This is a genomic window from Pseudoalteromonas sp. APC 3355 (assembly GCF_030407615.1).
Lineage (GTDB): Bacteria > Pseudomonadota > Gammaproteobacteria > Enterobacterales > Alteromonadaceae > Pseudoalteromonas > Pseudoalteromonas distincta.
On record NZ_JASDDB010000004.1, the window covers coordinates 112,785 to 138,875 of the forward strand.

Sequence of the window (26,091 nt, forward strand, 5' to 3'; positions counted from 1 at the left end):
TGTATTTTTACCTTAAATATACTGCTCTAATTTATCTTTTAAAATATCTAATTGAATCGGTTTGCTCAAGTAGTCATCCATTCCAGCGGTTATACAACGCTCTTTATCAGAGTCCATTGCGTTAGCCGTAATAGCAATGATCCTAATGTTTTTGTGTTGTATACCCGCCATACCTTTACGTATAGCTGCAGTTGTAGCAAAGCCATCCATAACAGGCATCTGGCAATCCATAAGAACGAGCTTAAAGAAACCAGAATCGTGAGACTCTAATATATCTATCGCTAATTGACCATTTTCGGCAATTGTAACGTCACAATTAAGCTTTTTAAGCATTAATGTAGCCACTTGCCGATTAATTGGATTATCTTCTACAAGTAATATTTGGGTAGGTTCCTGCACCTTTTCTTTTTTAAGAGAGGAAATATAGCCTGAAGTAACAAGTGGGAGTGTCTCATCTGCATCATTACTTGTTATGACTGACAGTGCAGAAATTAAATCGGCAGTGGTTACAGGTTTGGGGAAATATGCCTGAAAGCCTGCATTAGAATAGCGCTGCGCACCTTCCATACCAGCAATACTGGTCATCATTACAAGTGGCATTGATTTATAATGTTCATGTGCTTTTAGTGCTTTACACAGCTCTATGCCATCCATTCCTGGCATTTGCATATCAAGCACTGCAATATCATACATGCAATTGTTACTTTTATACTGCTGCGCGCACATATCAAGAGCTTCGCTTGCGTCACATGCAAGCGCAACTTTAGCGCCCCAGTGCTCAAGCTGCTGTGAAATTACAATTCGATTTGTCTCGTTATCATCAACAACCAAAACGGTTAGCTCTTCCATATTAATATTAGGAATATAACGTTCTTTTTGATCTCCCGGAGTCAGCATAATAGTGGCAGTAAAAGTACTCCCTTTACCGGCTTCGCTAGTGAGAGAGATTGCTCCCCCCATTAGCTCACAAAGCTGCTTACAAATAGCCAGCCCTAAGCCACTGCCTCCATATTCACGCGTTGTTGATGCATCGACTTGAGAAAACGGAGTAAATAATTGCTCTTGTTTTTCTAAACTTATTCCTATGCCTGAGTCCTTTATACTTACAACAAACTCTAAACCTTGAGCTACTTTATTAATTTTCGCGCTTACAACAACCTCGCCTTGACTCGTAAACTTAACGGCGTTGCTCAATAAATTAGTAATAACTTGGCGAATGCGCCCAGGATCGCCGCATAACTGCGAAGGCTCTAGCGCTACCAGATCCAAAATAATTTCAATACCCTTATCTTGAGCTGTAAATGCTTGTGCGGCAGCAACTTCACCAATTAAATCACGTCCATTAAAGTTAATCTCTTCAAGCTCGATTTTACCTGCTTCAGCTTTAGAGAAATCTAAAATATCATTAATTACACCCAATAAAGAATGTGCACTTTTTTTGGCTATATCTACTTTTGTTTCTATTGGTTTAGATAACGACTCTAATTGAACAAGCTCTAGCATGCCGAGTACGCCATTCATTGGCGTTCTAATTTCATGGCTCATGGTTGCTAAGAATTGGCTCTTAGCAATGGCTGCATCTTCAGCTTTTACAAGTGCTACTTTTAGCTCCTCACTAATTACTTTTCGTTTTTGAGAAACTAAAGTGCTTCCCACTAAAGTAGCTAATGAGCGAAGATACGTTTCTTCACTTTGCGTCCAGTTATGATGCTCGCCTACTGTTTCAGCGCACAAAATACCTAAATTACCATCGCCTGTTGCAATTACAGCATCAAGCATCGATTTAATATTTAGTGGTGTTACATATGCTTCAATAAAATCAACAGTTGCTGAGTGAGTATAAACATCATCAATAGCCACTAAATTATGTTTATAAATAGCATTAAAATAAGCTGGGTAGTCTTTAGCAGTTAAAATAGCGTCGGTATCTACAAACCCTTGACCATTTATATATAAACTATGACATGTCATCACATCTCGTTTTTCGTTAAAGATCCATACCGAAGCTCGTGCAACATTTAGCACTTCACACATAGATTTAACGGCTAACTTTTTAACCTGTTCTACATCACTATTTTGCACTTCAGGTGCGACTGTAAGCGCGGCTAAATTTTTGTTATAACGATTTGCTTTTTCGCTCTCAAGTTCAAGACGTTTATGCGCATCAATACTTTGAAATGAACCAAACACACGTACACATTTACCGTCTTTAAGCTCAGCTTGGCCCATCGATTTAACCCAACGCTCTTGCCCCGAATAGGTCAAAATAATAAGTTCTACACTCCAGCTTTCACCTAAAGTCACTGCGCACTCAAATAAGGTACTTATAGTATCTCGGTGTATGCCTGGTTTATAAAAGTTAATTGCGGTATCTATGCTCGGTTCAAAGCCCTCTGGTGCTTCGTGAATAACTTTAACTTCATCAGACCAATAAAGTGTATGCGCATCTAAGTCCATCTCCCATGCGCCAATCTGTCCTTGCTTACTCATTGATTCAAGTAGGCTTTGCTGACGATTTATTTTTAATTGTGTATTGTAACGCTCTGTAATATCTAAAATAAATCCATCTAAATACAATATGCTGCCATCATCTGCGTAAATGGCTTGGCCTTTTTCATTTACCCAATGTAAGGTGCCATCGCGGGCTGTAATCCTATACTCAACAGACCATGACTGTTTTGCACTAACACAACGTAGAATTTCATCTTTTATTTTTTTAGAATCGTCTTCGCATATCAAATCAAAAAAGCTGGGGGGTTCATCATGTATCAACTCATCAGGTGAATAACCTGTTATTTCACTCGCTTGCTCGCTCATATAAAGCATGCTTAATTTTTCATCAAACCTACATCGATAAATAATGCCAGGGATATTTGATACCAAAGATGCAAACCTATCGCGGCTTCCTTGTAGCTCAAGCTCTGTAGATTTTCGTTCTGATATATCTAAATGCGTACCTATCATACGTTTTGGAGAGCCATCGGTATTCCACTCAACTACTTTTGCAGTATCGAGTACCCAAATCCAATGTCCATTTTTATGCTTCATGCGGGCTTCACTAACAAAATAGTCAGTCTCACCGGCAAAGTGCTCTTGAAGTTTTTTATTTGATATCACTAAGTCGTCTGGGTGAGCATAGGTATACCAAGTATTTATAGTACATGGTTCAATCTCACTGAGTTTGTAACCTATTATCTCGGCCCAGCGGTTATTAAACGTCACTTTATTAGTATCAATATACCAATCCCAAATACCCACGGCTGTTGAGTCTATCACTAGCTGTAACTGTGTTTTGTGCTGTTCAAGCTCTAGCTCTTGTAACTTAAGCGCTGTAATGTCGGTACGAATAGCAATATAGTTTTGCGGTTTTCCATTTTCATCTAAAAATGGTGCAATGGTGGTATCTACCCAATATATGCCACCATGCTTAGCTTTATTGCATATTTGCCCGTTCCATATATCACCACGTTTAAGCGTTTTATACATATCTTTAAAAAATGCTTTTTCGTGTTTTCCTGAATTTAAAAGGCGATGGTTTTGACCTATTAATTCGTGTTCATCGTAGCCACTAATCTCACAAAATTTCTTATTTACAAAAGTGATGGTGCCATGCAAATCAGTGACAGCAACAATAGCGTGTTCATCTAATGCACTTTTTTGCTCAGCTAATTGTTTTAATGCAATTTGAAGTGCAGAGCGTTGTTTTTGTAATATACTTTGTTGCTCTTCTTTTACGGCTACTAAATTACGTAAATCCAATGAAAGCTGGTTAAACTCAATACTGTCGTTTATTACAGGGACTTTTACCTTGTCTCCTTTTGTAATACTTTCAACAATTTTAGCTAAGTTAATCAAAGGTCTAGAAAGTCGACGCCCAAACCACCACGATGACGTTAATATAAGTAGCAATGCCCCCGCATTTGTTAATAAAGCAAGCTGTTTATAAAAATTAGCACCTTGTAGTGCAACTTCTTTTGGTTTTGTTACAAGTAACTGCCATCCAGATTCATTTAAAAACTCTAGAGAATCAATATACCCGTATAAAGTCTCTTCATTTTTATTACTGTAAGAAAAAACACGTTGCGTTGGGGAGCCGTTTTGAGAGAAAAATAATGGTTGAGAATCTTCTGAATTATTATTTTTTTGAATTTTATTATTATGCATAACATAAAATGTTATGTCTTTATTTGCAGCGTGTATTTTACTTAGATTATTTAATAAGCCATTTAAATTTATATCTGCAAGCAATATTGCTTGTAACTTATTTTCGGTATTTACTAACGGTAAGCCAATAATATGATACTCACGCCCTGAGACTGTCATTGACTGAAATTGAATTTTACCTGTATTTTTAATACCAGAACGTATGTTATTAAAGCGTTGATCTTCAATAATATTAAAAAAGGGTGATGAAGGTAGTGATTTAACGAGGTTTACATCAATAAGTTCTACATTATTAACAAAGTCGTACTGCTCAATAAACTGATTAATTAATTTTTGTTTTTTATTGGGACTGATATCAAATTGTGCCCTAAGCAAATAGAGATCCTTAACATGCTCTGCAAACCAAATATCAGCAAATTGCTTACCTATATTATTAAGCTCGTAAAGTTCAGCGTCTGCATTTTGCTTAAGCGTGCTATTTACATGTCCAAGGCTAAACCAAGTAAGTATACAAAGTGGCCCTAAGGCTATAATTATAAAGGTTATAATTAACTTACTTCGAACAGACTGTCCTTTACCTGTTAATTCACCAAAGTTTAAACCTTTGTGCATGCTTAATATCCAGCAACTTATAATCATTTAATATTACTTACATTAATGCACTAAATATATAAAGACGCAAGTTTTGAGCGGTAAACTCCTTAAAAAATGGGTGTTTAGCGTTACAATATTAAATTCACACTTTTTAAAATATACGCCTTTATTACTAACTTATAATTAGATTTATTGACGCTACCACATCTGTAGCGGTTTTAAACCAGCCATGATATAAGCAATATTCAATTAATACATTTGAGGTCATTATGGCGCACGATCACTCACATAGTCATGTAGACGAAAACCAGAGCGATAAACAGCTAACAGTCGCTGTGGTTATTAATGTATTGCTAACCGTAGCCCAAGTTATTGGCGGGGTATTTTCGGGCAGTTTGTCACTTATAGCCGATGCACTTCATAATTTAAGTGATGCTGCCGCTATATTTATCGCGCTCGTTGCACGTAAAATTGGTAATAAACCTGCTGACACCACTCATCATTTTGGCTATAAACGCGCTGAAATACTTGCCACACTTTTTAATAGCAGTACATTAATATTAATTGGTGTGTATTTAATTTTTGAAGCCATTTCGAGCTATTTAAACCCTCAACCAATTAATGGTTGGATAGTTGTGTGGGTGGCAGCAATAGCGTTGGTAATTGATTTAGCAACCGCATTTTTAACCTACCGAGCTGGCGCAAATCACAGTATAAATATAAAAGCGGCCTTTATTCATAACGTATCAGATGCAATGGCATCTATTGTTGTTATTATTGCAGGCACCTTAATTATTTTATACCAGTGGTATATCGTTGATTTAATTGCCACTGTGCTTATTTCTCTTTATGTAATTTATCATGGCATTTTACTATTAAAGCAAAGCTGCAAAATTTTAATGCAAGCAGCGCCTAGCAACGTTGATACAGATGCAATATCACATGCTATTAGTAATGAATTTAATATCGAATCGGTAATGAGCATTAAGCTTTGGCAACTAGATGATAAAGAAAATTATTGCGAGCTTATTATTAGCACCCAGCACGTAATTGATTTAGCCGCAGTTAAAGGTTTTTTGCACGACAATTTTAAAATAGAAAATTGCATAATAGAAATCCAATCTATTACAAATAAAAGCCTAATTTAATGTTCTTAATAACAAGCTAAACCAAATACACAACTTATTTAATTGAAAACAGCTCGTATTATCATTTACAATATTGTCATTAACTCATAATGAGATACCGTTTTTGAAACTTTGGTTACGTAGAATTCATTTAGGCCTTGCCCTTATTAGCGGACTATTTTTATTAATAGTGAGCTTAACCGGTGCTGTTATGATTTATGCAAAAGATATACAGCACCTAATAGAGCCTGCAAAATGGCAAGTAACACCCAAAAAAAACTTAATGCCTTATGATGAACTTATACAAAATGTACAAGCTCAAACTAAGCAAAAAATCACCTTTTTTATGCCCGAACAAGCGCCAAACGCAGCATGGCAATTTCGGTTAGCCAATAAACATTACGCCAGTGTTAACCCCTACTCTGGGAGTGTACTAAACGTCTATGAATCAACCGATACGATTTATGGGTTTGCTATGGGATTACATCGTTGGCTGTTGTTTGAAAACAGTAAAGGTGAAAAAACCTTTCGAAATTGGATGTCGGTGTGTGCATTGCTACTTTTAATAAATGTATTACTGGGCTTTTATTTATGGGTAAAGCCCAAAAACAGAGTTAAACGTTTAGCTATAAAACCAAAAGCCAAATTTAGAGTGCTCATGTATCAATTACATACAGTGCTTGGTGTTTACTTTTTTATACCGCTTATGCTGATTGCCTTTACTGGTATGGCATTTAACTGGAAAACACAAACTCAATCGGTATTAGAATTTGTGACCTTAAACAAGGTAGAACAAAGACCTAAAGCACCAAAAGTAATAACCCCTTCTCAAGCTTCTTTAAACTACAATGAAGCAATTAAAAATGCAGAGAACGTATTTCCAGACGGTAAATTATATAGAATTTACTTACCTAAAAAGGATGACGAAGCAATTGCACTGAGAATGCAAAACCCTGGTGAAAGCCACGCTTACAGCTGGGTTTGGACTAACCCATTTACGGGTAAAGTATTAAACTCATTTGACGCCAGTAAAACAAACTTCACAACACAAGCATGGAACTTCAAATATAAGTTTCACATTGGTGATTTTGCAGGTCCTATCGTGCAGTTTTTATGGTTATTAATAGCCCTTTCACTCGCATTTTTTATTGTAAGCGGTGTATATTTTTGGTTAAAACGCCATAAATGGAAATAAATCTCATTAACACTTGTATCATTAGTTGATAATAATTACCATTACGTAAATTATTATCAACTAAGACACCCCATGTTAAAAACTTCGCTTTGCCTTATTGCTGTTGCAATAAGTACTAACACGTTAGCAAATGAAAATAATAAAAATGAATACAATTCTGATCAATTTGAGCATGTTATTGTTTCAGGCAGCCGTATATCAGAAAGCATTGACGAAGTACCAGCCTCGATCACCGTTATTAATCAGCAACAAATACAACAGCATTTAAAAGTAAGCTCAGAATTGGGGAGCTTACTCGCGCAAATGGTTCCAGGGCTTGCCCCAGATACAGGCAGTTCAAGTAATTCAGGACAAACACTACGCGGCCGTGCGCCTCTAATAATGATTGATGGCGTACCGCAATCAACCCCTCTTCGTAATGGTTCTTTAGGCGTAAAAACACTTGATGCAAGTGCCATAGCGCGCATTGAAGTAATAAAAGGCGCAACGTCTATTTATGGTAATGGTGCCTCAGGTGGCATTATTAACTACATAACAAAACAAGCGCGTAGTGATGGTAAACCGGAAGGCGAAATAAGTATTTCAAACCGCTTTAGCGCTGTTAAATTAGCAGAAAGTGGTGGCGGTAGAGTATCAGCCGCAGTAAACGGTAAGCTCGACCAATTAAGCTACCTGTTAACGGCAAGCTATGAAGAAAACGGCGTACAACGCGATGCGCAGGGCGATATTTTAGGCTTGCAATATGGTTTATCAGACTCTGAAACTCAAAACTATTTTACCAAACTAACTTATGATTTTGACGACGAAAAGCAACTGCAGTTTAGCTATAACTATTTCAGCTCACAGCAAAAAACTGATTTAGGCGATGTTACTGGTGATGGCAATATAGGAGAAAAAACTTACGCTATACACGTCCCCTTAGAGCTTCAAAAACAAGGTAAGCCGCAAGGCCCAGAAGGCAACAAAAATATAACCCTAAAATATGTTGATTACTCGTTGTTTGAAAACACACAAATGACCCTCGATCTTTATAAACAAGATATAGAAAACGTATTCTTTTTCTCCACTAACCTAGCTAACCTCGATGAAGGCTATAGCGGTGGTCAATCGGTTATAAAATCAGACAAGCAAGGTGCAAGGGCTACATTTAATAGTCAGTTTGATTTTGAAAACGTAACAGCCACCTTAATCTACGGTATTGATGCCTTAAACGATAAAACATCACAACCTTTAGTGGATGGCCGTGTGTGGGTGCCAGAAATGGACATGGAAAGTGTGGCTGGCTTTTTACAAACCAAATGGGTAATAAACGACGATATTATTGTAAAAGCAGGTGTAAGAAACGAAAGTATTGATTTGAGCGTAAGTGACTACCAAACATTAAAACTGTGTAGAACCCCTTCGCAATGCTCAGTCCCATTAAATGTGCGTGGTGATACCATAAACTATGACGCTACAACGTATAACGCAGGCATAAAATACAATTTAACAGATGCATTCAGCCCATTTTTTAGTTACTCACAGGGCTCTGATATTTCTGATATTGGGCGCTTGCTTCGCGCTGCAACCGTTGACGATATTGCACTTATTCAGACACAAGCATCTATAATTGACAACTACGAAGTTGGTTTTACTTCACAGTTTGAAAACGTTCGTTTTGAATTTGCACTGTACAGAAGTACTTCAGAGCTTGGCACCAGTAATGAATTTAACGAAGTAACGGGTGTTTACGAACCCGTACGCGCACCGCAAGAAATATGGGGTTACGAAAGTTTAGTTAATTATACTATTAATCAAGATCTTAAATTAAGCGCTACATACAGCTACGTAGAAGGTAAAAACACCGAAGCGGATGAATATTTAGGGGCAAAACAAATCAGCCCACCGAAAGCCACTGCTAATTTAACATGGCAAACTAACGAAAAGTTATCACTTGCAATGAGTTTTTTATATGTAGGTGACAGAAAGCGCTTTGATAAAAATGCACAGGGCCAATACTCTGGCGATCAGGGCCCTGTGAGTAGTTACAACACATTTAATTTAAGTGGTCAGTACAACGTTAACGCCAGGTGGAGTGGCTATTTTGGTATCGAAAACCTGTTCAATAGCGATTACTACCCTGCCCGCGCACAATCTTACACTTACGGCGGCTATAACATCAAAGGATTAGGCACAACCGCAACGCTGGGTGCTAAATACCAGTTTTAATTAGTGATAGACTCAATAAATAGGCATCAGCATGCCTATTTATTTAAAAAGATAATATGAAAAGCAGTATCTCTACTTATTGTTTATAAATACCTCTAGTAATCTTTCTCAGATACTAATACAAATAAAAAACTGTCCACAAACCAAGCAGTAACGCAAACTTAAATAAGAATCAAAACCAATAGTAACGCAATGATTTTTATAGAGAAAACTTGCAATATAGGCTATTTGTACTACACTGCATACAATTGAAATAGTTAAGGCGATTTATCATGAAAGGTAATCAAAAAGTAATCGATGCGTTTAATACATTGTTAGCTAACGAATTAGCAGCAATCGATCAGTATTTTATACACTCGCGCATGTATGACGACTGGGGTTTAAACAAACTATACGAGCGCCTTAACCACGAAATGGAAGAAGAAAAAGATCACGCAGACTGGCTTATTAAGCGCATCTTGTTTTTAGAAGGTGTACCAAATATGACTAAGCGCCGTGATTTACTTATCGGTAACGATGTAAAAAGCATGATGCAAAACGATTTAACACTAGAGCTTGAAGTAGTTGCGTGTGTTAAAGACGTAATCGCAATATGTGAAGAACAACAAGATTATCAATCTCGAAGCATTTTAGAAAAGCTGTTATTTGATACCGAAGAAGATCATGTTTACTGGTTAGAGCAACAACTTGGTCTAATTGATAAAATTGGTTCTGAAAATTATCATCAAGCACAAATGGCTTAGTAGGAGCATATTATGAAAGGCGATAAAGACGTTATTGCAGCGCTTAATAAAGTACTCGCTAATGAGCTTGTTGGTATTAACCAATACTTTTTACATGCACGTATGTTTAAAGATTTTGGCTTTACACAGCTTGATAAAGCAGACTACAAAGTATCCATTCAAAAAATGAAAAACGCTGATCGTTTAATTGAACGTATTTTGTTTTTAGAAGGCTTACCAAATCTTCAAGACTTAGGCCGATTACGTATTGGTGAAAACAGCGAAGAAATGATTGCTGCTAACATGAGTTTTGAACTCGATACTATTGATGAGTTACGTAGCGCAGTTAAGCTGGCTGAAAGTAAAAAAGATTACATTACCCGTGAAGCCCTTGATCACATTTTAAATGAACAAGAAGAGCAAATTGATTGGTTAGAAACCCAACAATTACTTATTAAAAATACGGGTATTAAAAACTACTTACAGTCTCAACTGTAAATAGTAACAAGCATAAAAAAAGCAGCTAAAAAGCTGCTTTTTTTATATCTAAATTTTATATGTAATTAAGCAACTTGATCCGTTACATCCGCAATTTGAATAAGTCTGCGATTAAGGATCTTTTTAGTACAACCACAACACTTACCGCATTGGCTGCCTACTTTAAGCTCTTTGGTTAATTCACGCATGGTCGTTGCACCATCGTCAATTGTTTGCTCAATTTTTTTATCAGTCACACCGTGACAAAGACAAATATACATCAATACAAACCGTGTTAATTACAATCAATAGATGCATACTAATCTAAACGACAATTGTTATCAATAGCTTCCTCACTAATAAATATAAATTATTTATGAGAATATGGTATTTGTTCTCTTAACTATATTTACCTAAAAATAAAGTTATGGAATAATGGCCGCCTCTTAGGGGAGTAGCCCGCTCAGTAATGAGTAAACTTATCAACATAATTGCACCTCATGTGCATGGTAAGTTTGTAATGTTGTAGCAAGCGTTATCGGCGAGACCTAGGTAGACACTATCCTCATGGCGGGAGATAGTTGTTTGCCTTGGTTTAGTATTCCCGCCTATAAGAATCAATAATGGAAATTTTTTTAACCTCAACCGTCACTGTTACACTTGCCGAAATAGGCGATAAAACCCAGCTTTTATCACTCCTGTTAGCCGCCCGTTTTCGTAATAAAGGCGCACTTATTCTTGGTATTTTAGCCGCAACTTTACTCAATCATGGCCTATCAGCGTGGTTTGGGCAGTGGTTAAGTAATAGTTTTTCTTCTGAATATTTACCTTGGCTTGTAAACATCAGCTTTATTGTTGTTGGCCTTTGGCTATTAGTTCCAGATAAAGACGAAGATGTAAGTAGTAAATATGATAGCTACGGGGCTTTTTTAGTTGCTTTTGTATTATTTTTTATTGCAGAAATTGGTGATAAAACACAAATAGCGACAGTGTTGCTAGGCGCACAATATCAGTCTGTGTTTTGGGTAACGGTAGGAACCACGTTAGGTATGCTAATTGCTAACGTGCCTGTTATATATGCTGGTAATGCATTACTAAAAAGAATATCTCTAAACACCGTACGTGCTATTGCTGCTTGTGTGTTTGTGTCATTAGGTATTTATGGCTTAGTTACAATTTAATCAATGTTAAAGCTCGCAACTGTTAATTCAAGTGCGAGCTTTAGTTTTTTCTGCACGTTATTTATGCATTATTTACACAATAACACCCCTTGGTTTGCGTAATTAAAAGGTTGGAATTAAAACCTGCAGCTAAATTAGTGACCGCAGTTTCAACAAAGCCACTTCCTTGGGCACACGCTAATCCTTCAGAGAGCGGACCGGCATAAACAAACTCACCGTTTTTATTAATAATAACGGCGGCAGGCGTTGCCGGAATAACGTGTTTAAGCTTTGGTGTTAATTCAACTTGTACAACCTTCATAGCTTTATTGGCAGCAAAGGAGCTTAACGATGAAATATGCGGCTTAGCCTGTATGGTGCACCCGCAATTTTTTTCAGTTATAAGCACTAACGACGCTTTATTAGTGTCAACCCAGTCCAATTGCTTTTTAAAGTTATTAAACCAGTGCTTTTGCAATAAAACTTTTGAGCTATCAAACGGTTTAAGTTGCTCTAACTGAAAATACACTAACCCTGCAACAACACAAACAAGCCATATAGCTATAAGCGAAAATACAAAAGAGTTAGATTTATTTAAACTTGGCAATGCTTTGCTCTAATACATCAATACTTACATCGATTAACTGCACCTTAGCGGTTAACTGCTGCACTATTTGCGTATCTTGGTACTGATTTTGGCGCATAGTATCAGTACTGCTTGCTATTAACTCGGTATTACCTGCCTGCTCCGCTACCACTTGTGCAACTGAGTCAGAGCTTGAAGATACTGCGGCTATTTGCTCGCTCATTGCTGAAATATTCTCTTTCATTGCAGCACTAATACTTGTTAAATCAACTACAAAACTCACACACTGACTCATTGATTGCGTTGACGTTTTACTATTATTAACAAGATCTTTTAATGTAAGACTAATTTTATCTGTTGTTGCTTTACTGTGGTTGGCCAAAGATCTTACCTCATCAGCAACAACAGCAAAACCTCGACCGTGTTCGCCTGCGCGGGCAGCTTCAATAGCGGCATTTAAAGCAAGTAGGTTTGTTTGCTCAGCAATACCTGATATTTCATTAAGAAGCCCTGAAATAACATCGCCCGCTGCCACTAAGTGATTTATTTTTTCTTCAGTATGGTTAAGCAGTGTTAACAACTCTCTACTTTTAGCGTCTGTTTGAAGCACTTCTTTTAATGCATCACCTGCAGATTGTGTAATATGGTCAACTTGGCGCTTAAGCACCTCACTTTCTTCTTCTACAAGTTTAAAGCCATTGGCAACTTGAGCGCCAGAATTAGCAATATCATCGGTTTGTTGCGTACGTTGAACCGCTCCACTCGCTAACTGATCGTGAACATCAATAAGCTCTTGTGAGTTTTTTTGCAATGATTCTGATTGAGTTTGTACCTGTTTAATAACATCAGATAAGTAATCTAGTAATGTGTTAAATCCTGCTACAGCTTCGCTTTTAGTGTCATCCGCGCGAAGAGAGAGTTTAATGTTTTCAGGATCCTTCATTATTTGTTCTGTCGCATAACTTAAAGATAAGCCCGCACAACGTTCCCGTTGCAGCGTTTTTGCAATATAGCCTGCAACTAATACTTCAACTATTGCGTATCCAGCATGAATAAGCACCGTAGTAAAAGCGAGCCTATCAGGGTCAAATACGTAAAAGCCCGTATTTTGAGTTTGTAAATAATAAAAAGATAAATGATGAACCGCTACAAAAATAATAGCGGTAATAAACACTCGCCACTGTACAAAAACAATTAACATGGGCATTAAAATAAATATTTCAAAATGGACTTCAATCAACCCAAAAGTTTGTTGTATGTGCAAAAAAGAAAACATCATTATGGCGGCAGCTACCACATGGGGGATAATAGGGTTATCACCTTGTGTGTTTAAAAGCCATATAGGTAACAAACACAATGGCAAACCTATCATAAAAGCCTGCGCTAATGTGTCGAAATACAAGCCTATAGCAATAGACTCGACAAACAAAAGACTGAAAATAATTGTAAATAACCGGCCAATACTAGACATAAGAACCTTAAAATTGTTGTTTGCATTGTTGTTTTATAAAGCAGTCTGCAATATACGTATATAAACGAGTTTCAGTTTACTTAACACAATAATTAACTACCGACACATCAAAAATAATACATTTAATTTACATTACATACATGCGGTCTACTTAATTATAGGCAGTATTTTTTTAAACGTAGGCGTTGCAGCTTTTTTTGTCCATTGAAAAATAACTATTTCAGCGCATGAAATTACAGCACCAGCTTGGCGTAGCTGGTCAATCGCCAAATTTTTATGTTGCGGATTTCTCGAACCAACTCCGTCGTAAACAATAATAACTTCAAAGCCATTTTCTATTAAATCTAAGCATGTTTGTAAAACACACACATGTGCTTCAGTGCCAACAATAACAACTTGCTTTTTACCATGGCTTTTTAACTTATCAACAAAGCCAGGCTCTGCACACGCACTAAAGTACGTTTTATGAAAATACGTAGCATTAGGTAACGTATTTTTAATTTGCTGATTAGTCTCGCCCAAACCTCTGACATATTGCTCGGTTATTAAGACTGGGACGCCGTGAATAATACCCGCCTGCGCTAACTGCAATGTACTTTTTAAAATATTCGGAAAATCTTTAATTGCAGGAGCAAGCAACTCTTGTAGGTCTATTATTAATAACACGCTATTTTTTGCATCAATATGAGATAAAACCACTATACTCTCCTTATGAACATTAACTGTTATCTATATAGATTAGCTCACTATTTGAAAATAGAACTTTTAGCGCTATGTATATTATTTGTAATTAAAAAATAAAAACTTATGCTATATTTACTATCTAGCTAATCATCATCCTATCTTCCACTGAGAGTGTTTATAAGTGCGTTTGAGCAAATTTTTTTTTCATATCATCATTACTTTTTTACTATGCAGCCAAAGCACTTTTGCATCACAAAACTATGCTCAGCAATTACAACGTATTTCTACTGACGAAGGCCTATCGCAAAGTTACGTTTTGCAGACTCAAGAGGATGATATTGGTTATATTTGGATAGCAACCCAACAGGGTTTAAATCGTTTTGATGGATATAATGTAAAAACTTTTAGTGGCGGCTTTGGTCTAGATAAACACTATATTTACGCATTATTTAAAGCCGAAGACGGAAAAATCATTGTCTCAACAGACCTTTCTGGTGCCTATATAATAGATCCCCTCACTTTAAAAACCGAAAAAATCTATTCTGGTCAAATAGATAAAGAACAAAAAATGTTCTCTCCAATCTCTGCAATGACTCAGCAACAAAACACTTTTTATTTCGCCATAGATGCTCAAATATATACATTTGATGAGACGAGTAAACACTTTACATTTAAGCTAACCCTGCCAAATAAAGGTGACTACATTCGGTCATTAACAATATATAAAAACACTTTATATATTGGTACAAATGATGGTTTATACACTGCAAATATAGATAATTCAGAACTTGTAAAAATACCTCTTCATCCCCCTGAAAAAAATACGATAGATAATGTAAACGTCAAATTCTTAAGTGTTGATAATGAATTAGGACTACTTGTTGGTACTGTTGAAGGCATGTATCAATTAGCATTTGATAATACCAAAAATATATCTGCAGCAAATATTACAACTTTAATTCCTGATTATAATATATGGGATTATGCCAATACTGTTTACGGGGAGTTTGTAGCAACCGAAAGTGGATTGTTCAGTTATCACCGCGAAACCAAAGAACTAGAATTCGTATTAAATTATGAAAAAAGTAAGTTTAATATTAATGAAAACTCAATAAACGATCTAATGGTTGATAAGTCCGGCGTACTTTGGCTCGCATCTAGAACCCAGGGCGTGTTTACATGGCCAATTAAAACCCGACGGTTTAAACACATTACTTTACCCGGTAACAATACTATTCATGCCACCTACCAAGACAAAAATAATATTATTTGGTTAGGAACAGAAGATGGAATTGCACGGTACGACAAAGCAACAAATAAAAGTGATGTATATCTGAGCTCAACCGACTCAAAAGCAATATACGGGGCATCTGCCGTTTATGATATTTTTGCGTCTTCAATTGGTGATAATCAGTTCCTTTGGCTTGTTACTTTCGATGGTTTTAAACTGTTTGATAAAAAAACGGGTAAAATTATTGAAAATAAAGACACAGAAAAAGATGTAATTAACCAATCCAACTTATTTGGCTTTGCCCAGTTATCTGCAGACACATATGCATTTATGTCGGATGATAATTTTTATGTTTTTAATGAAACAACAGGAAAAACAAGAATTATTAAGGGGCTCAAAGAGCAAGTCGATCCTTTATTTTCTTACGCTTTTTATAAACACCTCGACACACATCCTGAAGAGTTTGTACTTGGCACATCAAAAAGCTTCCTTAGGTACAACGAAAAAACGAAAACTTTAACGACTATATTTCAGTCTTTTAATCCTAAAGAAGATATTTTTTACACTGTAGAAAACTTTTACTTAGACTCAAAACGAAACATTTTATGGTTAGCAACCACTCACGAAGGTTTGCTCGGCGTTGACCCCGTTACTTATGAAAGAAAGCACTATATAGGATTAAAAAATTCGTTTAATACTGATTCTATCTATTCACTACTTCCTGATGAAAACGGCTTTTTATGGGCAAGTACCGACAATGGTCTGTATCAAATAGACCTAGATACTCTCAATGTAGTGAGTTTTTCAGTAAAAGACGGGTTGAATATAAATCAATTTACACCAATAGCGGCAGCAACACTAAGCGATGGCAGGCTTATGTTCGGCAGCAATGCTGGAGCCTTACTTCTTGACCCGATAGACTTTAATGAAAAAGAACAACTACAAAAAAGTAATCTAGCCATTACTGATATTAGCCTCCTTACTAGGGAACTCAATTACAATCCTCATAAATACCTTAGCAAACCACTTGAATTAAATTATGAAGACATGGGATTGACGGTTAGCTTTTCTAACTTCTCTTACCCTAATATTGATAAAGCATATTATAAAGTAATCCTTTCAGGGCCTACGTCTCTAACATATGAAGATTTACAATCTAATCAAGTGTTTTTCACAAAGCTTCAACCTGGTAATTACTCACTAAAAATATCAGCACATAATCGTGATGGTATTATTACAAGCGAGCCTACAACACTTAATATCAACGTGGCGTATGCTCCTTGGAAATCGCCCATTGCTATAGCCACCTACATTATTTTAATACTTGGGGTGTTATTTTTTATTTTTTGGCAGTATCGCAGCCGCCGAGTAGCAATTGAACAAGCCCATAGAGCGACTATTCATTCGCAAAAGCAAACAGAACTCGCGCTTAAAAATAATAAAAGCGGCGTATGGGATTATAATTTTAAAGACGCTTCCGTAAATACGCTCAGAGGAAGTGAATTAGGCTATACAGACTTACCTGAACGCGTGCATATAGATCAATTTTTAGCGCTTATACACCCAGACGATCGACGTCGTTTTGAAAACCAATGGGAAAACTACTTCAAATACAAAAAACAACAAAACTGGCAAGCAACTTACCGTTTACAGCATAAAAATGGCCATTGGCTTTGGTATCAAGATACAGGGCAAGTTATATACGATCCTCAAACAAATGAGCCTCTATATGTTTCTGGCATATATACCAATATCACCGAGCAACGAGCTAATGAGCAACAAGCAAAAATTTTAGGTGAAGCGTTTAGCCAAATAAACGATTGGTTACTTATACTCGATAAGCGTTTAATGCCATTTTCTGCGAACAATAGTTTTATTGAAACATTTTCAAACGAGCAAACGGCAACCAAAATTAGCCCTAAATTGTTTATTAAAGCAATTGGTAAAGATAAGTGCAGAGAGTTTGCTAGTATTTTAAAAAAATTAAAACCAACTGAAAACTGGCAAAGTGATGTTTATATAAGAACAGCAAGAAATAACGAACACCCAATACATATAAGTGCCACAGCTGTAACAAAAGACACTGCAAGTTACTATGTGATTGTTATTACAGATTTAACTGAACAAAAACGTGCTGAAAACGAACTGCGCTATTTGGCTAATTTTGACCCTCTAACGCACCTACCTAATCGTAGTTTAATGTATCAAAACATTGAAAAGGCGATTAAATATGCCGATAAAAACAATACCCAATGCGCATTATTATTTATTGATTTAGATAAGTTCAAACCTGTTAATGACTCTTTTGGTCATGCAGTGGGTGACAAGTTGTTATGTAATATTACCCAAAGAGTAAGCGGTATGCTTAGCGAAAACGCTATACTTGGCCGCCAAAGTGGTGATGAATTTTTAGTGCTGATTCAAAATATAAAATCACTCCAATCTCTTCGCGATACCGTAAGAAAAATTAGTAATGAATTAGCTAATAAAGTAATTATTGAAGACTTCTCTATTAATATTTCAGCAAGTATTGGCGTAGCTCTATACCCATTCGATGCTGTAACCACAGATATACTCATTCGTAATGCCGATGTTGCAATGATGCACGCTAAGCAAGGCGGGAGAAACGACTTTAAGTTTTTTAGCGATGAAATGAATGAGCTAATAAAACAAAAGTTACTGCTTGAAAATGATTTAAAAGATGCAGTAAAAGACAACCGATTTTTTAATCACTACCAGCCTATTATCGACATAGAAGAGAAAACAATAAATGGCGTGGAGTTACTCATGCGCTGGAAAAATGAAGGCCAGTTAATATCTCCAGCTCTTTTTATTCCTGTAGCTGAGGAAACCGGTTTAATAGAACTTCTTACTGAGCAAGCCTTGCACCGTTCACTAATTGAACTTGCGCCTATACTCAGCGAAAACCCGTTGTTTTATATATCTTTAAACTTATCGCCTAAACACATTTTAAAAACAAACATAACACAGCGGTTAATGGCTATATTAGCGGACTCTCAAGTTCATCCAAGACAATTAAGGCTCGAAATAACAGAGAGTATTTTATTAGAAGATAAGCTTAAAGCAGCCAAACAGCTGCAAAAACTAAAAGCTGCTGGGTTTAAATTACTGCTTGACGATTTTGGTACAGGATACTCATCACTCACCTACTTAAGCCAATTCCCTATTAATGTTATTAAGATAGATCAAAGCTTTGTAAATAGTATTGGTATAGATAAGGGAGATGAATCAATTATTAAAACTATTTTTTCATTGGCAGAAAACTTAGATCTATACTGCATTGCAGAAGGAGTAGAAACGCGCGAACAGATGCTCTTTTTAGCCGAGGTTGGCTGCCATGTATTACAGGGTTATTACTTTGCAAAACCAATGAATGCTAAAGACTTACGTAAAAGCGATTGTTTTAGCAATATCATTGATTTGATTTGATTTGATTTGATTTGATTTGAAACATTAAAAGCGTGCTAATCATTATTACACGCTTTTATATTAATCAGATGCTATTAATGGATATGATGGCATTCATGGCTTTCAATTTGTAATACACTATTACGTACATTAAATTTTTCGGCTAATAATTGCTCTACCTTCATACGACACGCTTCATCATGTTTTTCAATCGTACAATGTTGTTTAAGGACAACGTGTGCGCCTACTACAATACCATTATATTTGCGCGTTACAGTGACGTTATGGACATTATGAACATGTTCCATATCTGTAATTTTACTTTCAATATCAGTAACTTTAGGAAGTTTCGCTTTATTTAGGCGTAAACCTTTTATACAACTAATTATGACCTTAATACCGGTGAATAATACGAAAGAAGCAATTAACATACTCGATAAAATATCGATTACAACCCAGCCTGTGAAATATATAAGAATACCGGCAACAAATGTCGATACGGTAGAAATCAGATCAAAGAATGAATGTAAAAATACCGCGTACACATTAATACTCGCTTTGCGGCCTTTATATAAAACCCATGCTGCAGCTCCATGAAATAAAAAACCAATAGCAGCAATAACCGACATTAAATAACTATTGATAGCCAGCTCATTTCCTTCATGTTGGTGTATATAGCGCTCACCACCTTCATACAAAATAATTAAACTGATTGCTAGGTATAACAACCCGTTCACCAGACCGCCCAAAAGCTCGGCTCTTTGATGACCATCGTTATAGGTTTTGGCAAAATGAATAGCGAGACTTGATGCTATCAGTGCGATGAATAACGAGCTATTGTGGACAAACAAATGCCCCGCATCAGCAAGAACCGCAAGCGAATTAGAATAATAAGCACCTATAACCTGAATTACCATAAACGAACACGTAATTGCTAGCGCAATGAGTAACCGACGACGAGAAGCTTGGTGTGTAGTGATTTCTGTCATGAAATGCTTGAATAACCTATACTTAAAATGCAAATAAGCCAAAGATGGCTTAGAGTAGAAATGGGTAATGATATACAGTATCAATTATAATACGTACTGCCCGCAAACGCACTAAAAACTTAGTAAATCAAAAAAAATGTGCTAATAGTTAGTAAAGAAAAAGAATTTAATTATGGCTTGGACACATGGAGAGTTGAGTGAGTAATAACCTATCAGAAGAAGCATGGCAAAACTTGGAGTTATTGCCGTTTTGTGTATTACTTTATAATGCCAATGAAGATATATTTAAAGTTAACAGCCAGGCACAGGACTTGTTTGACTTAAAAGACCAATCACATTTTTATAAAACTGATTTTTCACACATCACTTTAACCAATCATCACAATAAAAAAGATCTGTTGTTCGAGGAACTATTCTTTGATTATTTTACGGCAAATAACCAATGCCAGTTTATTTTATCGAAACAATCATCCAAATTGCTACTCAACGTAAAATTTGCAAATTTACCTAATTCAAACTCCATTATTATTATCGATATATTAAATAACAACGTGGATGAACAATATGATTTTGATAATATTATATCGAACATCTCAACTGACTTAATTGATATTCAAAATGACGATGTTGATAAGCATATCAACTATGCATTAAAAGCAGTCGGTACGGTTTGCAATGCCGATAGAAGCTATCTTTTTAAGTTTGCCGAAGATGGTAAAACTATTAATAACACTCACGAATGGGTCAATGATGGTATCAAAGCTTTTAAAGACGACTTACAAAACCTTTTAAAAAGCGACCTCCCTTATTTTTTTAGTTCGATGGCCCGTACCCACTTATTCAGAGTGAATGATGTAACGTTGCTCCCCATTCAAGCAATGAGCGAAAAAACGATTTTCCAGCGACAAGAAATAAAATCGGTACTTTGCATTGGTTTACGCTATGACAAAGAACTGGTTGGCTTTATTGGCTGTGATTGTGTTATTCAAAAGCGAGACTGGACAGATTTAGACCTTATTCGCCTAAGGTTAGTAGGTGAAATGCTTGCTAATGCTTTCAAAAATTTAAATTATAAGCAAGAGCTTCAACAAACTCAGCAGCAACTCATTAACGCCAACCAAAAACTCAATAAACAAGTTAATACTGATGGCCTTACAAACATTGCTAATAGACGTTGTTTTGATCAGACTTTAAAATGCGAAATTAAGCGTTGTGCACGTAATAAAGAACCTATTAGTTTAATTATGTGTGATATTGATTTTTTTAAGCGTTATAACGATAACTATGGGCATCAGCTTGGCGATGAAGTGCTAAAACGAGTGGCCAAAGCGCTACACAATATTTGTAAACGGGAAGGTGATCTAGCAGCTCGTTTCGGGGGTGAAGAATTTGCGATAGTTTTACCTGCAGTCGACACAGATCACTGTCAAAGGTTTGCTGTTCTTATTCAGGAAAAAATCGCAGAACTCGCAATTGAACATAACTTTTCAACTGTCAGTAAATACCTCACTTTAAGCATTGGGTTTTATAGTTTCATACCCAATCACAAAACAAAACCCAAAGAGGTTATAACTAACGCCGACATAGCCCTTTATAACGCAAAAGAAACAGGTAGAAATAAAATAGCTAGTTTTTAAAAACCGACCAAGGTGGCGCACTGCAGTGAGTTTTAGTGGTTTAAAGTTTGCTGTAGTGATAATCCATACACCTGAAATTATAAACAATCCAACTACTCAGTGATTTACGCGTAGTAAGCTAAGTAAGGCTCAAAAGTGAGCAACCAATTATCGCCGGTACTGAGGTTTTAGTAACCAAAAAAGAAGTGGGTGTTATGTGGGTTACGCCTAAAAGCTAATCATCACTGTAAATTACAAGTCACAGTAAAACGGACGGCTCAAACTGCCCGTTTTTTATACCGGAGATCTGAAAAACAGCGCCTTGTTCACCAACTGTATTATTAATCGCTTCATCAAATGCCGATGTCACAATTAGCAACTCAGCATTTTCACCACCGAAGGCGGTGCATGTCGGTTTTAATGCACAAAGCTTTATTGTTTTAATTAACTCACCGCTTGGGGATAAACACATAACACACCCCATTGCCCAAACAGCTAGCCACAAATTACCTAATTTATCGGTTACGCAGCCATCGGGGTCAACATCAGTATTATTAAATTGATAAAAAACACGTGGCTCAGCGCAAGGCTCACCAGTTTTCTCATCCAAATCTAATACATAAATACAACTCGTTAAAGAGTCGCAGTAATAACCGCGTAAACGGGGCTTATCAAAACACAATCCATTTGGGATACTCAAACCACTTACAACGGCTTTAAGCTGGTTTTTATAATAACGGTATATTTTACCATCCCCTTTTTTAGCATTTACATCCATTGTACTTAACCAAAAGCCACCCCATGGATCAGCACGGCCGTCGTTTGAACGTCGATCTAGCTGTGTATTTTCAATACTAAGGATAAGATGGCGAGTGCTTGAATTAATATGGTATTTGTATATACCAGTACTTGTCCCTAGCAATAAGTGCTGCTCATCAATCCACGCTATTGCACTGAGCGTATCGGGCATATTCACGGTTTTTAGTTGGCTTTCGCTGTGTATATTTTTGCTTAAAAGTAATTTTTTATTTATATCGACCCAAAAAAAAGTGTTCAGCATAGGATGCCAAAGAGGACTTTCTGCAAGCTGACTCTGTGTGCTTTCAAAAATGGTTACGCTAGGATCAAACATAAGTAATTATTCTTTATTATTAACAAAGCCTTGTAATACTAAACCTTACCAGAAAACAGTGAATTTCGCGATGTGTACCTGGCTTTAATTTATCAACACATTTAGTAATCTCTATCGCATTTTTTAGACTGAGTTGATAACATCAAATTTAATAAAAAGGATTGACCATGAACAACAATAATAAAAACACACTCGTCGTTGAAGGCGGTGCAATGCGCGGTATATTTGCCGCAGGTGTGCTTGATGAGTTTTTAAAACAGCAATACCAGCCGTTTGAACGCTATTTTGGTGTTTCAGCCGGAGCAACTAATATAGCCGCATTTTTATGCAAACAACCAATGCGAAATTATAAAGTGATTACCGACTACTCATGCCGTCCTGAATTTATTAATTTAGCGCGCTTTATTAAAGGTGGTCATTTATTTGATTTAGATTGGTTATGGCAAGAAACAATTCGCGAAATACGCCTTCATACAGAGGTATTCGAACAAACTCCACAAGAGTTTTATATTGTATCTACGGCAATCGAATCAGGCAAAGCACACTATTTAAAAGCCACCAGCGCCGATATGGTGCATCAATTAAAAGCATCATGCGCTATACCCATTGCATATCGTGACTACCCTATTATTAATGACATAGCGATGACCGATGGCGGTGTTGCGGATTCAATTCCGGTAATAAAAGCGTACGAAATGGGTGCACGCGAAATCACCGTTATTTTGTCTCAATGTTTAGGCTATCGTAAAAAGCCAAGTAAGGCACCTTGGCTTACTAAAAAAATGTATAAAAACTATCCTGCATTAATTCAAACGACCTTAAACAGGGCTGATTTTTATAATAAGTCTATCGATTTTATTATGAATCCACCTAGTGACTGCAAAATCAATATTATTGCTCCACCAGCTAATTTTAAAGTTGGCCGAACCACTAAAAAGTTTGAAATACTTAATAGTGGTTACAATATGGGAGTTGATACTGCTAAAGCCTTTTTAGCTAAATAAATGCATTATTTACCCTAATAATTGCGGCGCTTTACCCGCAATAACTGCAGTTAGTAAACCAGCTAACATAGCTCCTACAACGGTGCATATTGCACCGCCTAAAATACCATAAACACTCATAAAGCATATCAGCGCTAAACTAAATAGCAGTGTACTTAAAAAAGCTTTAGTGGGTATTGTGAGTGTGTTTTTGCGTATATTGAGCATCATTAATAATAGACTTACCATGGCAATTATAATTAGTAGTTCGTTCATGCGGGTTGTACCTCTGCTTGTAATTTTTGTGTGTTTTTTATTTTTAAGGCACCAAAAATACACGCGATACCCACCACCATAAAGCTTATATCTACTATCGCGACAAGCGAGCTATTAAGGTAAATAACATTGCTCACGCCAAATATAATATTGAGCGGCAGCACCAAAGCAAGCGAAGCGCCGCATAGTAAAAGAGTCAGCTTAAAATAGTTTTTATAACCTACAGGCAATACACTTGAGAGTAACCATGCCAACCACGTATAAAAAAACACGGGTCCAAAAAAGCTATTTTGCGCCACACCAATAACGGTATAATTAAGTACAACTTGCAAAGGAAATAACACAAAGCTTGCTAATACCAAGCCTCCACAACTACCAATAATAAAACGATTCCAGCGTGCATATGCCTGCACACTCAGCGACGGGCTACTGCCACGTGTACGCTTTGCTAGCCACATCATCATGCCCGAAATAGGTAAAAGCGCAGTACTTAAGCCAAGCAATACCCAAAGTAATTTTACAAACACCCCTGCAAAGTTCCCAAAGTGCAGCGGAAACATCAACTCAATTACTTTTATCGAAACACCTGAAATATCACCAAAACTACTCATCGACTGCACAAACTCACCATTGCCTTTATAATGCAGTAATTGAGAAGCAACTGCCTCGCCACCTAACAAACGCAAATACACCTGCGCATTCGCATCGTTATGCGCCATTATTGTGACATCCCTAATTATTGCTTCAGGGTAACGACTATGCACATGCTCTAAAATAGTGTCTATTTTTGTAGGTTGCTTAATGTGGCTAACTACCGGCTCAGGAATTGCGGTAAACGTTTCTATTAACTTATCTTGATCGCCACCAAAGCTCACAAACGCAGCTGCTGGTAATAAAATAACGGTCGCAAGCCCTAAAAATGATCCTGTAAAACCAATTACAATATTAAATACGCTGCCCCAAATACCTATGACCTTATGAGCATCGCTTACTGCAATATCTAATCCTTTATCTCGCCTAAACGTAAAGAGCTCTTTTATCAATTTACGATGAATAAACAAGCCTGTAACTGCACTTACTAAAAGTGTTAAACCTAAAAAACCAGTGAGTATTAACCCAATTGGTCGCCCTAAATGCAAATCTGCATGAAACTCACCTATGTAGGTTGGCGCATCTGTTTTTTTATTAGCGTAAAACTCTTTACTAGGCCCATAGTAAGTATTTTCCAGCGCCAAAGTATCCGGATGAAACTGGAATACTCTGGCCACCTCTTGGTCATAGTTTTCATCGCCATGGTGGGATTCAAATACCAACGTTAATAAATGAAAGTTATGCCCACTTGGTAAAAACACATGAATGTTTTCGCCAAATTCACTAGGTACTTGTTTATGGTATTCGTTTACTAGTCGATTAATTTGTGCGCTGGCAACGTGTTGGCTAGATTGTAGCTCTGGATTTGCCCATATTTTTAACTCAGGTCGCGACAGCACTGCTAATGCCCCACTAAATGCAACAACAAATAGCAGTACCGCAGTAATAATTCCTACCCAGCTATGTAATAAAAATAGCTTTTTTAAAGTAATCGACTTCATCCCTGCCCCTGCGTTAACGCCCAAAAACTCAATAAACCATGTAGTACACACAGTGCAATCATTACAACAAACGGTTGCCATACCTTTTGCGCCAAATACGAATAAATAAACAACGCAGTCCAAATAACAGGAAAGAGTAAAATAGGCAGTAATATTTGTTCATTCATTTGAAACGGTAAATAAGTTGTCATACCCGGAATCATTATTACCGCAGTAATTAGCGCTAACACACATGCAATTAGGTGCCTTCGCCGTGTAGCTGTAAACGTTTTTTTATTATTCATTATTCGCTCATTAAATTTGCCCAAACATATACAAAACAGTATATGCAAATGATAACAATTGTTATTATATTGTGCATTTAACACTTAATGCAATTTATTAAACACATTAAGTCTAAAAATACTGTTGGTTTGCTTTAAGAGCTTTTATGCTACGCCTCGCAATTTAGGTAC

At 36.5% G+C, this 26,091-nt stretch carries 19 protein-coding genes and 1 pseudogene; 10 read left to right on the top strand and 10 right to left on the bottom strand.

All coding sequences use genetic code 11. The features are described 5' to 3' along the window. Nucleotides 1-12: 12 nt before the first annotated feature. Nucleotides 13-4,776: a PAS domain-containing protein gene (locus QMA08_RS08670; RefSeq protein WP_290174207.1), complete on the bottom strand. Its 4,764-nt coding sequence runs from the start codon at nucleotides 4,774-4,776 to the stop codon at nucleotides 13-15. 251 nt (nucleotides 4,777-5,027) lie between these two features. Between QMA08_RS08670 and QMA08_RS08675 the strand changes: the two genes are divergently transcribed. The 5 genes from QMA08_RS08675 to bfr (QMA08_RS08695) all read left to right on the top strand — a co-directional run bounded on the left by QMA08_RS08675 (nucleotide 5,028) and on the right by bfr (QMA08_RS08695) (nucleotide 10,508). After that, a complete protein-coding gene (locus QMA08_RS08675) occupies nucleotides 5,028-5,906 on the top strand; it encodes a cation diffusion facilitator family transporter (RefSeq protein WP_002958988.1) in 879 nt (292 codons plus the stop codon). 103 nt (nucleotides 5,907-6,009) lie between these two features. After that, nucleotides 6,010-7,080, top strand: a complete 1,071-nt coding sequence (locus QMA08_RS08680) for a PepSY-associated TM helix domain-containing protein (protein ID WP_002958987.1) — start codon at nucleotides 6,010-6,012, stop codon at nucleotides 7,078-7,080. Nucleotides 7,081-7,152: 72 nt separating this feature from the next. After that, nucleotides 7,153-9,288 carry a TonB-dependent receptor gene (locus QMA08_RS08685; protein ID WP_290174208.1) on the top strand — a complete coding sequence of 712 codons (2,136 nt, stop codon included), beginning with the start codon at nucleotides 7,153-7,155 and terminating at the stop codon, nucleotides 9,286-9,288. Between the two features lie 272 nt (nucleotides 9,289-9,560). Next, on the top strand, nucleotides 9,561-10,031 hold the full coding sequence (gene bfr, locus QMA08_RS08690; protein ID WP_002958985.1) for a bacterioferritin: 471 nt from the start codon (nucleotides 9,561-9,563) through the stop codon (nucleotides 10,029-10,031). 12 nt (nucleotides 10,032-10,043) lie between these two features. Then, entirely contained in the window at nucleotides 10,044-10,508 is a 465-nt protein-coding gene (bfr, locus tag QMA08_RS08695; RefSeq protein ID WP_002958984.1) for a bacterioferritin, read from the top strand. Nucleotides 10,509-10,573: 65 nt separating this feature from the next. On the opposite strand, the gene QMA08_RS08700 is transcribed toward bfr (QMA08_RS08695), so the two are convergent. Beyond that, nucleotides 10,574-10,768 (bottom strand): (2Fe-2S)-binding protein, encoded by a 195-nt coding sequence (locus tag QMA08_RS08700; protein WP_002960627.1) that lies wholly within the window; start codon nucleotides 10,766-10,768, stop codon nucleotides 10,574-10,576. A gap of 342 nt (nucleotides 10,769-11,110) precedes the next feature. Here QMA08_RS08700 and QMA08_RS08705 point away from each other — a divergent pair, with 342 nt between their 5' ends. Next, nucleotides 11,111-11,668, top strand: coding sequence for a TMEM165/GDT1 family protein (locus QMA08_RS08705; protein WP_002960626.1), 558 nt, complete (start codon nucleotides 11,111-11,113; stop codon nucleotides 11,666-11,668). A 61-nt stretch (nucleotides 11,669-11,729) separates the two neighbouring features. On the opposite strand, the gene QMA08_RS08710 is transcribed toward QMA08_RS08705, so the two are convergent. The 3 genes from QMA08_RS08710 to QMA08_RS08720 all read right to left on the bottom strand — a co-directional run bounded on the left by QMA08_RS08710 (nucleotide 11,730) and on the right by QMA08_RS08720 (nucleotide 14,403). Then, a complete protein-coding gene (locus QMA08_RS08710; protein ID WP_290174209.1) occupies nucleotides 11,730-12,254 on the bottom strand; it encodes a DUF6436 domain-containing protein in 525 nt (174 codons plus the stop codon). Next, nucleotides 12,238-13,704 (bottom strand): methyl-accepting chemotaxis protein, encoded by a 1,467-nt coding sequence (locus QMA08_RS08715; RefSeq protein WP_290174210.1) that lies wholly within the window; start codon nucleotides 13,702-13,704, stop codon nucleotides 12,238-12,240. Before QMA08_RS08715 ends, QMA08_RS08710 begins: the two co-directional genes overlap by 17 nt. Nucleotides 13,705-13,851: 147 nt before the next feature. Further along, nucleotides 13,852-14,403, bottom strand: coding sequence for a hydrolase (locus QMA08_RS08720; protein ID WP_290174211.1), 552 nt, complete (start codon nucleotides 14,401-14,403; stop codon nucleotides 13,852-13,854). A 166-nt stretch (nucleotides 14,404-14,569) separates the two neighbouring features. Between QMA08_RS08720 and QMA08_RS08725 the strand changes: the two genes are divergently transcribed. Beyond that, entirely contained in the window at nucleotides 14,570-19,069 is a 4,500-nt protein-coding gene (locus QMA08_RS08725) for an EAL domain-containing protein (RefSeq protein ID WP_290174212.1), read from the top strand. Between the two features lie 74 nt (nucleotides 19,070-19,143). Here the strand turns inward: QMA08_RS08725 and QMA08_RS08730 are convergent, their stop codons facing one another. Further along, nucleotides 19,144-20,037 carry a cation diffusion facilitator family transporter gene (locus tag QMA08_RS08730; RefSeq protein ID WP_138490349.1) on the bottom strand — a complete coding sequence of 298 codons (894 nt, stop codon included), beginning with the start codon at nucleotides 20,035-20,037 and terminating at the stop codon, nucleotides 19,144-19,146. A gap of 197 nt (nucleotides 20,038-20,234) precedes the next feature. Between QMA08_RS08730 and QMA08_RS08735 the strand changes: the two genes are divergently transcribed. Then, nucleotides 20,235-21,674 carry a diguanylate cyclase gene (locus QMA08_RS08735; protein ID WP_290174213.1) on the top strand — a complete coding sequence of 480 codons (1,440 nt, stop codon included), beginning with the start codon at nucleotides 20,235-20,237 and terminating at the stop codon, nucleotides 21,672-21,674. 125 nt (nucleotides 21,675-21,799) lie between these two features. Continuing rightward, nucleotides 21,800-21,892, top strand: a pseudogene (locus QMA08_RS08740) (NfeD family protein); the annotation flags it as partial. A 20-nt stretch (nucleotides 21,893-21,912) separates the two neighbouring features. Here the strand turns inward: QMA08_RS08740 and QMA08_RS08745 are convergent. After that, nucleotides 21,913-22,785 (bottom strand): SMP-30/gluconolactonase/LRE family protein, encoded by an 873-nt coding sequence (locus QMA08_RS08745; protein ID WP_290174214.1) that lies wholly within the window; start codon nucleotides 22,783-22,785, stop codon nucleotides 21,913-21,915. Between the two features lie 167 nt (nucleotides 22,786-22,952). On the opposite strand from QMA08_RS08745, the gene QMA08_RS08750 reads away from it, so the two are divergent. Next, complete coding sequence (locus QMA08_RS08750) at nucleotides 22,953-23,789, top strand: patatin family protein (RefSeq protein WP_290174215.1); 837 nt, start codon at nucleotides 22,953-22,955, stop codon at nucleotides 23,787-23,789. A gap of 9 nt (nucleotides 23,790-23,798) precedes the next feature. Here QMA08_RS08750 and QMA08_RS08755 read toward each other — a convergent pair whose 3' ends face one another. The 3 genes from QMA08_RS08755 to QMA08_RS08765 are packed head-to-tail and all read right to left on the bottom strand — an operon-like array spanning nucleotide 23,799 to nucleotide 25,920. Beyond that, nucleotides 23,799-24,044 (bottom strand): hypothetical protein, encoded by a 246-nt coding sequence (locus QMA08_RS08755; protein WP_024597364.1) that lies wholly within the window; start codon nucleotides 24,042-24,044, stop codon nucleotides 23,799-23,801. Next, nucleotides 24,041-25,636 (bottom strand): PepSY-associated TM helix domain-containing protein, encoded by a 1,596-nt coding sequence (locus QMA08_RS08760; protein WP_290174216.1) that lies wholly within the window; start codon nucleotides 25,634-25,636, stop codon nucleotides 24,041-24,043. Before QMA08_RS08760 ends, QMA08_RS08755 begins: the two co-directional genes overlap by 4 nt. After that, nucleotides 25,633-25,920, bottom strand: coding sequence for a hypothetical protein (locus tag QMA08_RS08765; RefSeq protein ID WP_182711686.1), 288 nt, complete (start codon nucleotides 25,918-25,920; stop codon nucleotides 25,633-25,635). Before QMA08_RS08765 ends, QMA08_RS08760 begins: the two co-directional genes overlap by 4 nt. Nucleotides 25,921-26,091 lie beyond the last annotated feature (171 nt).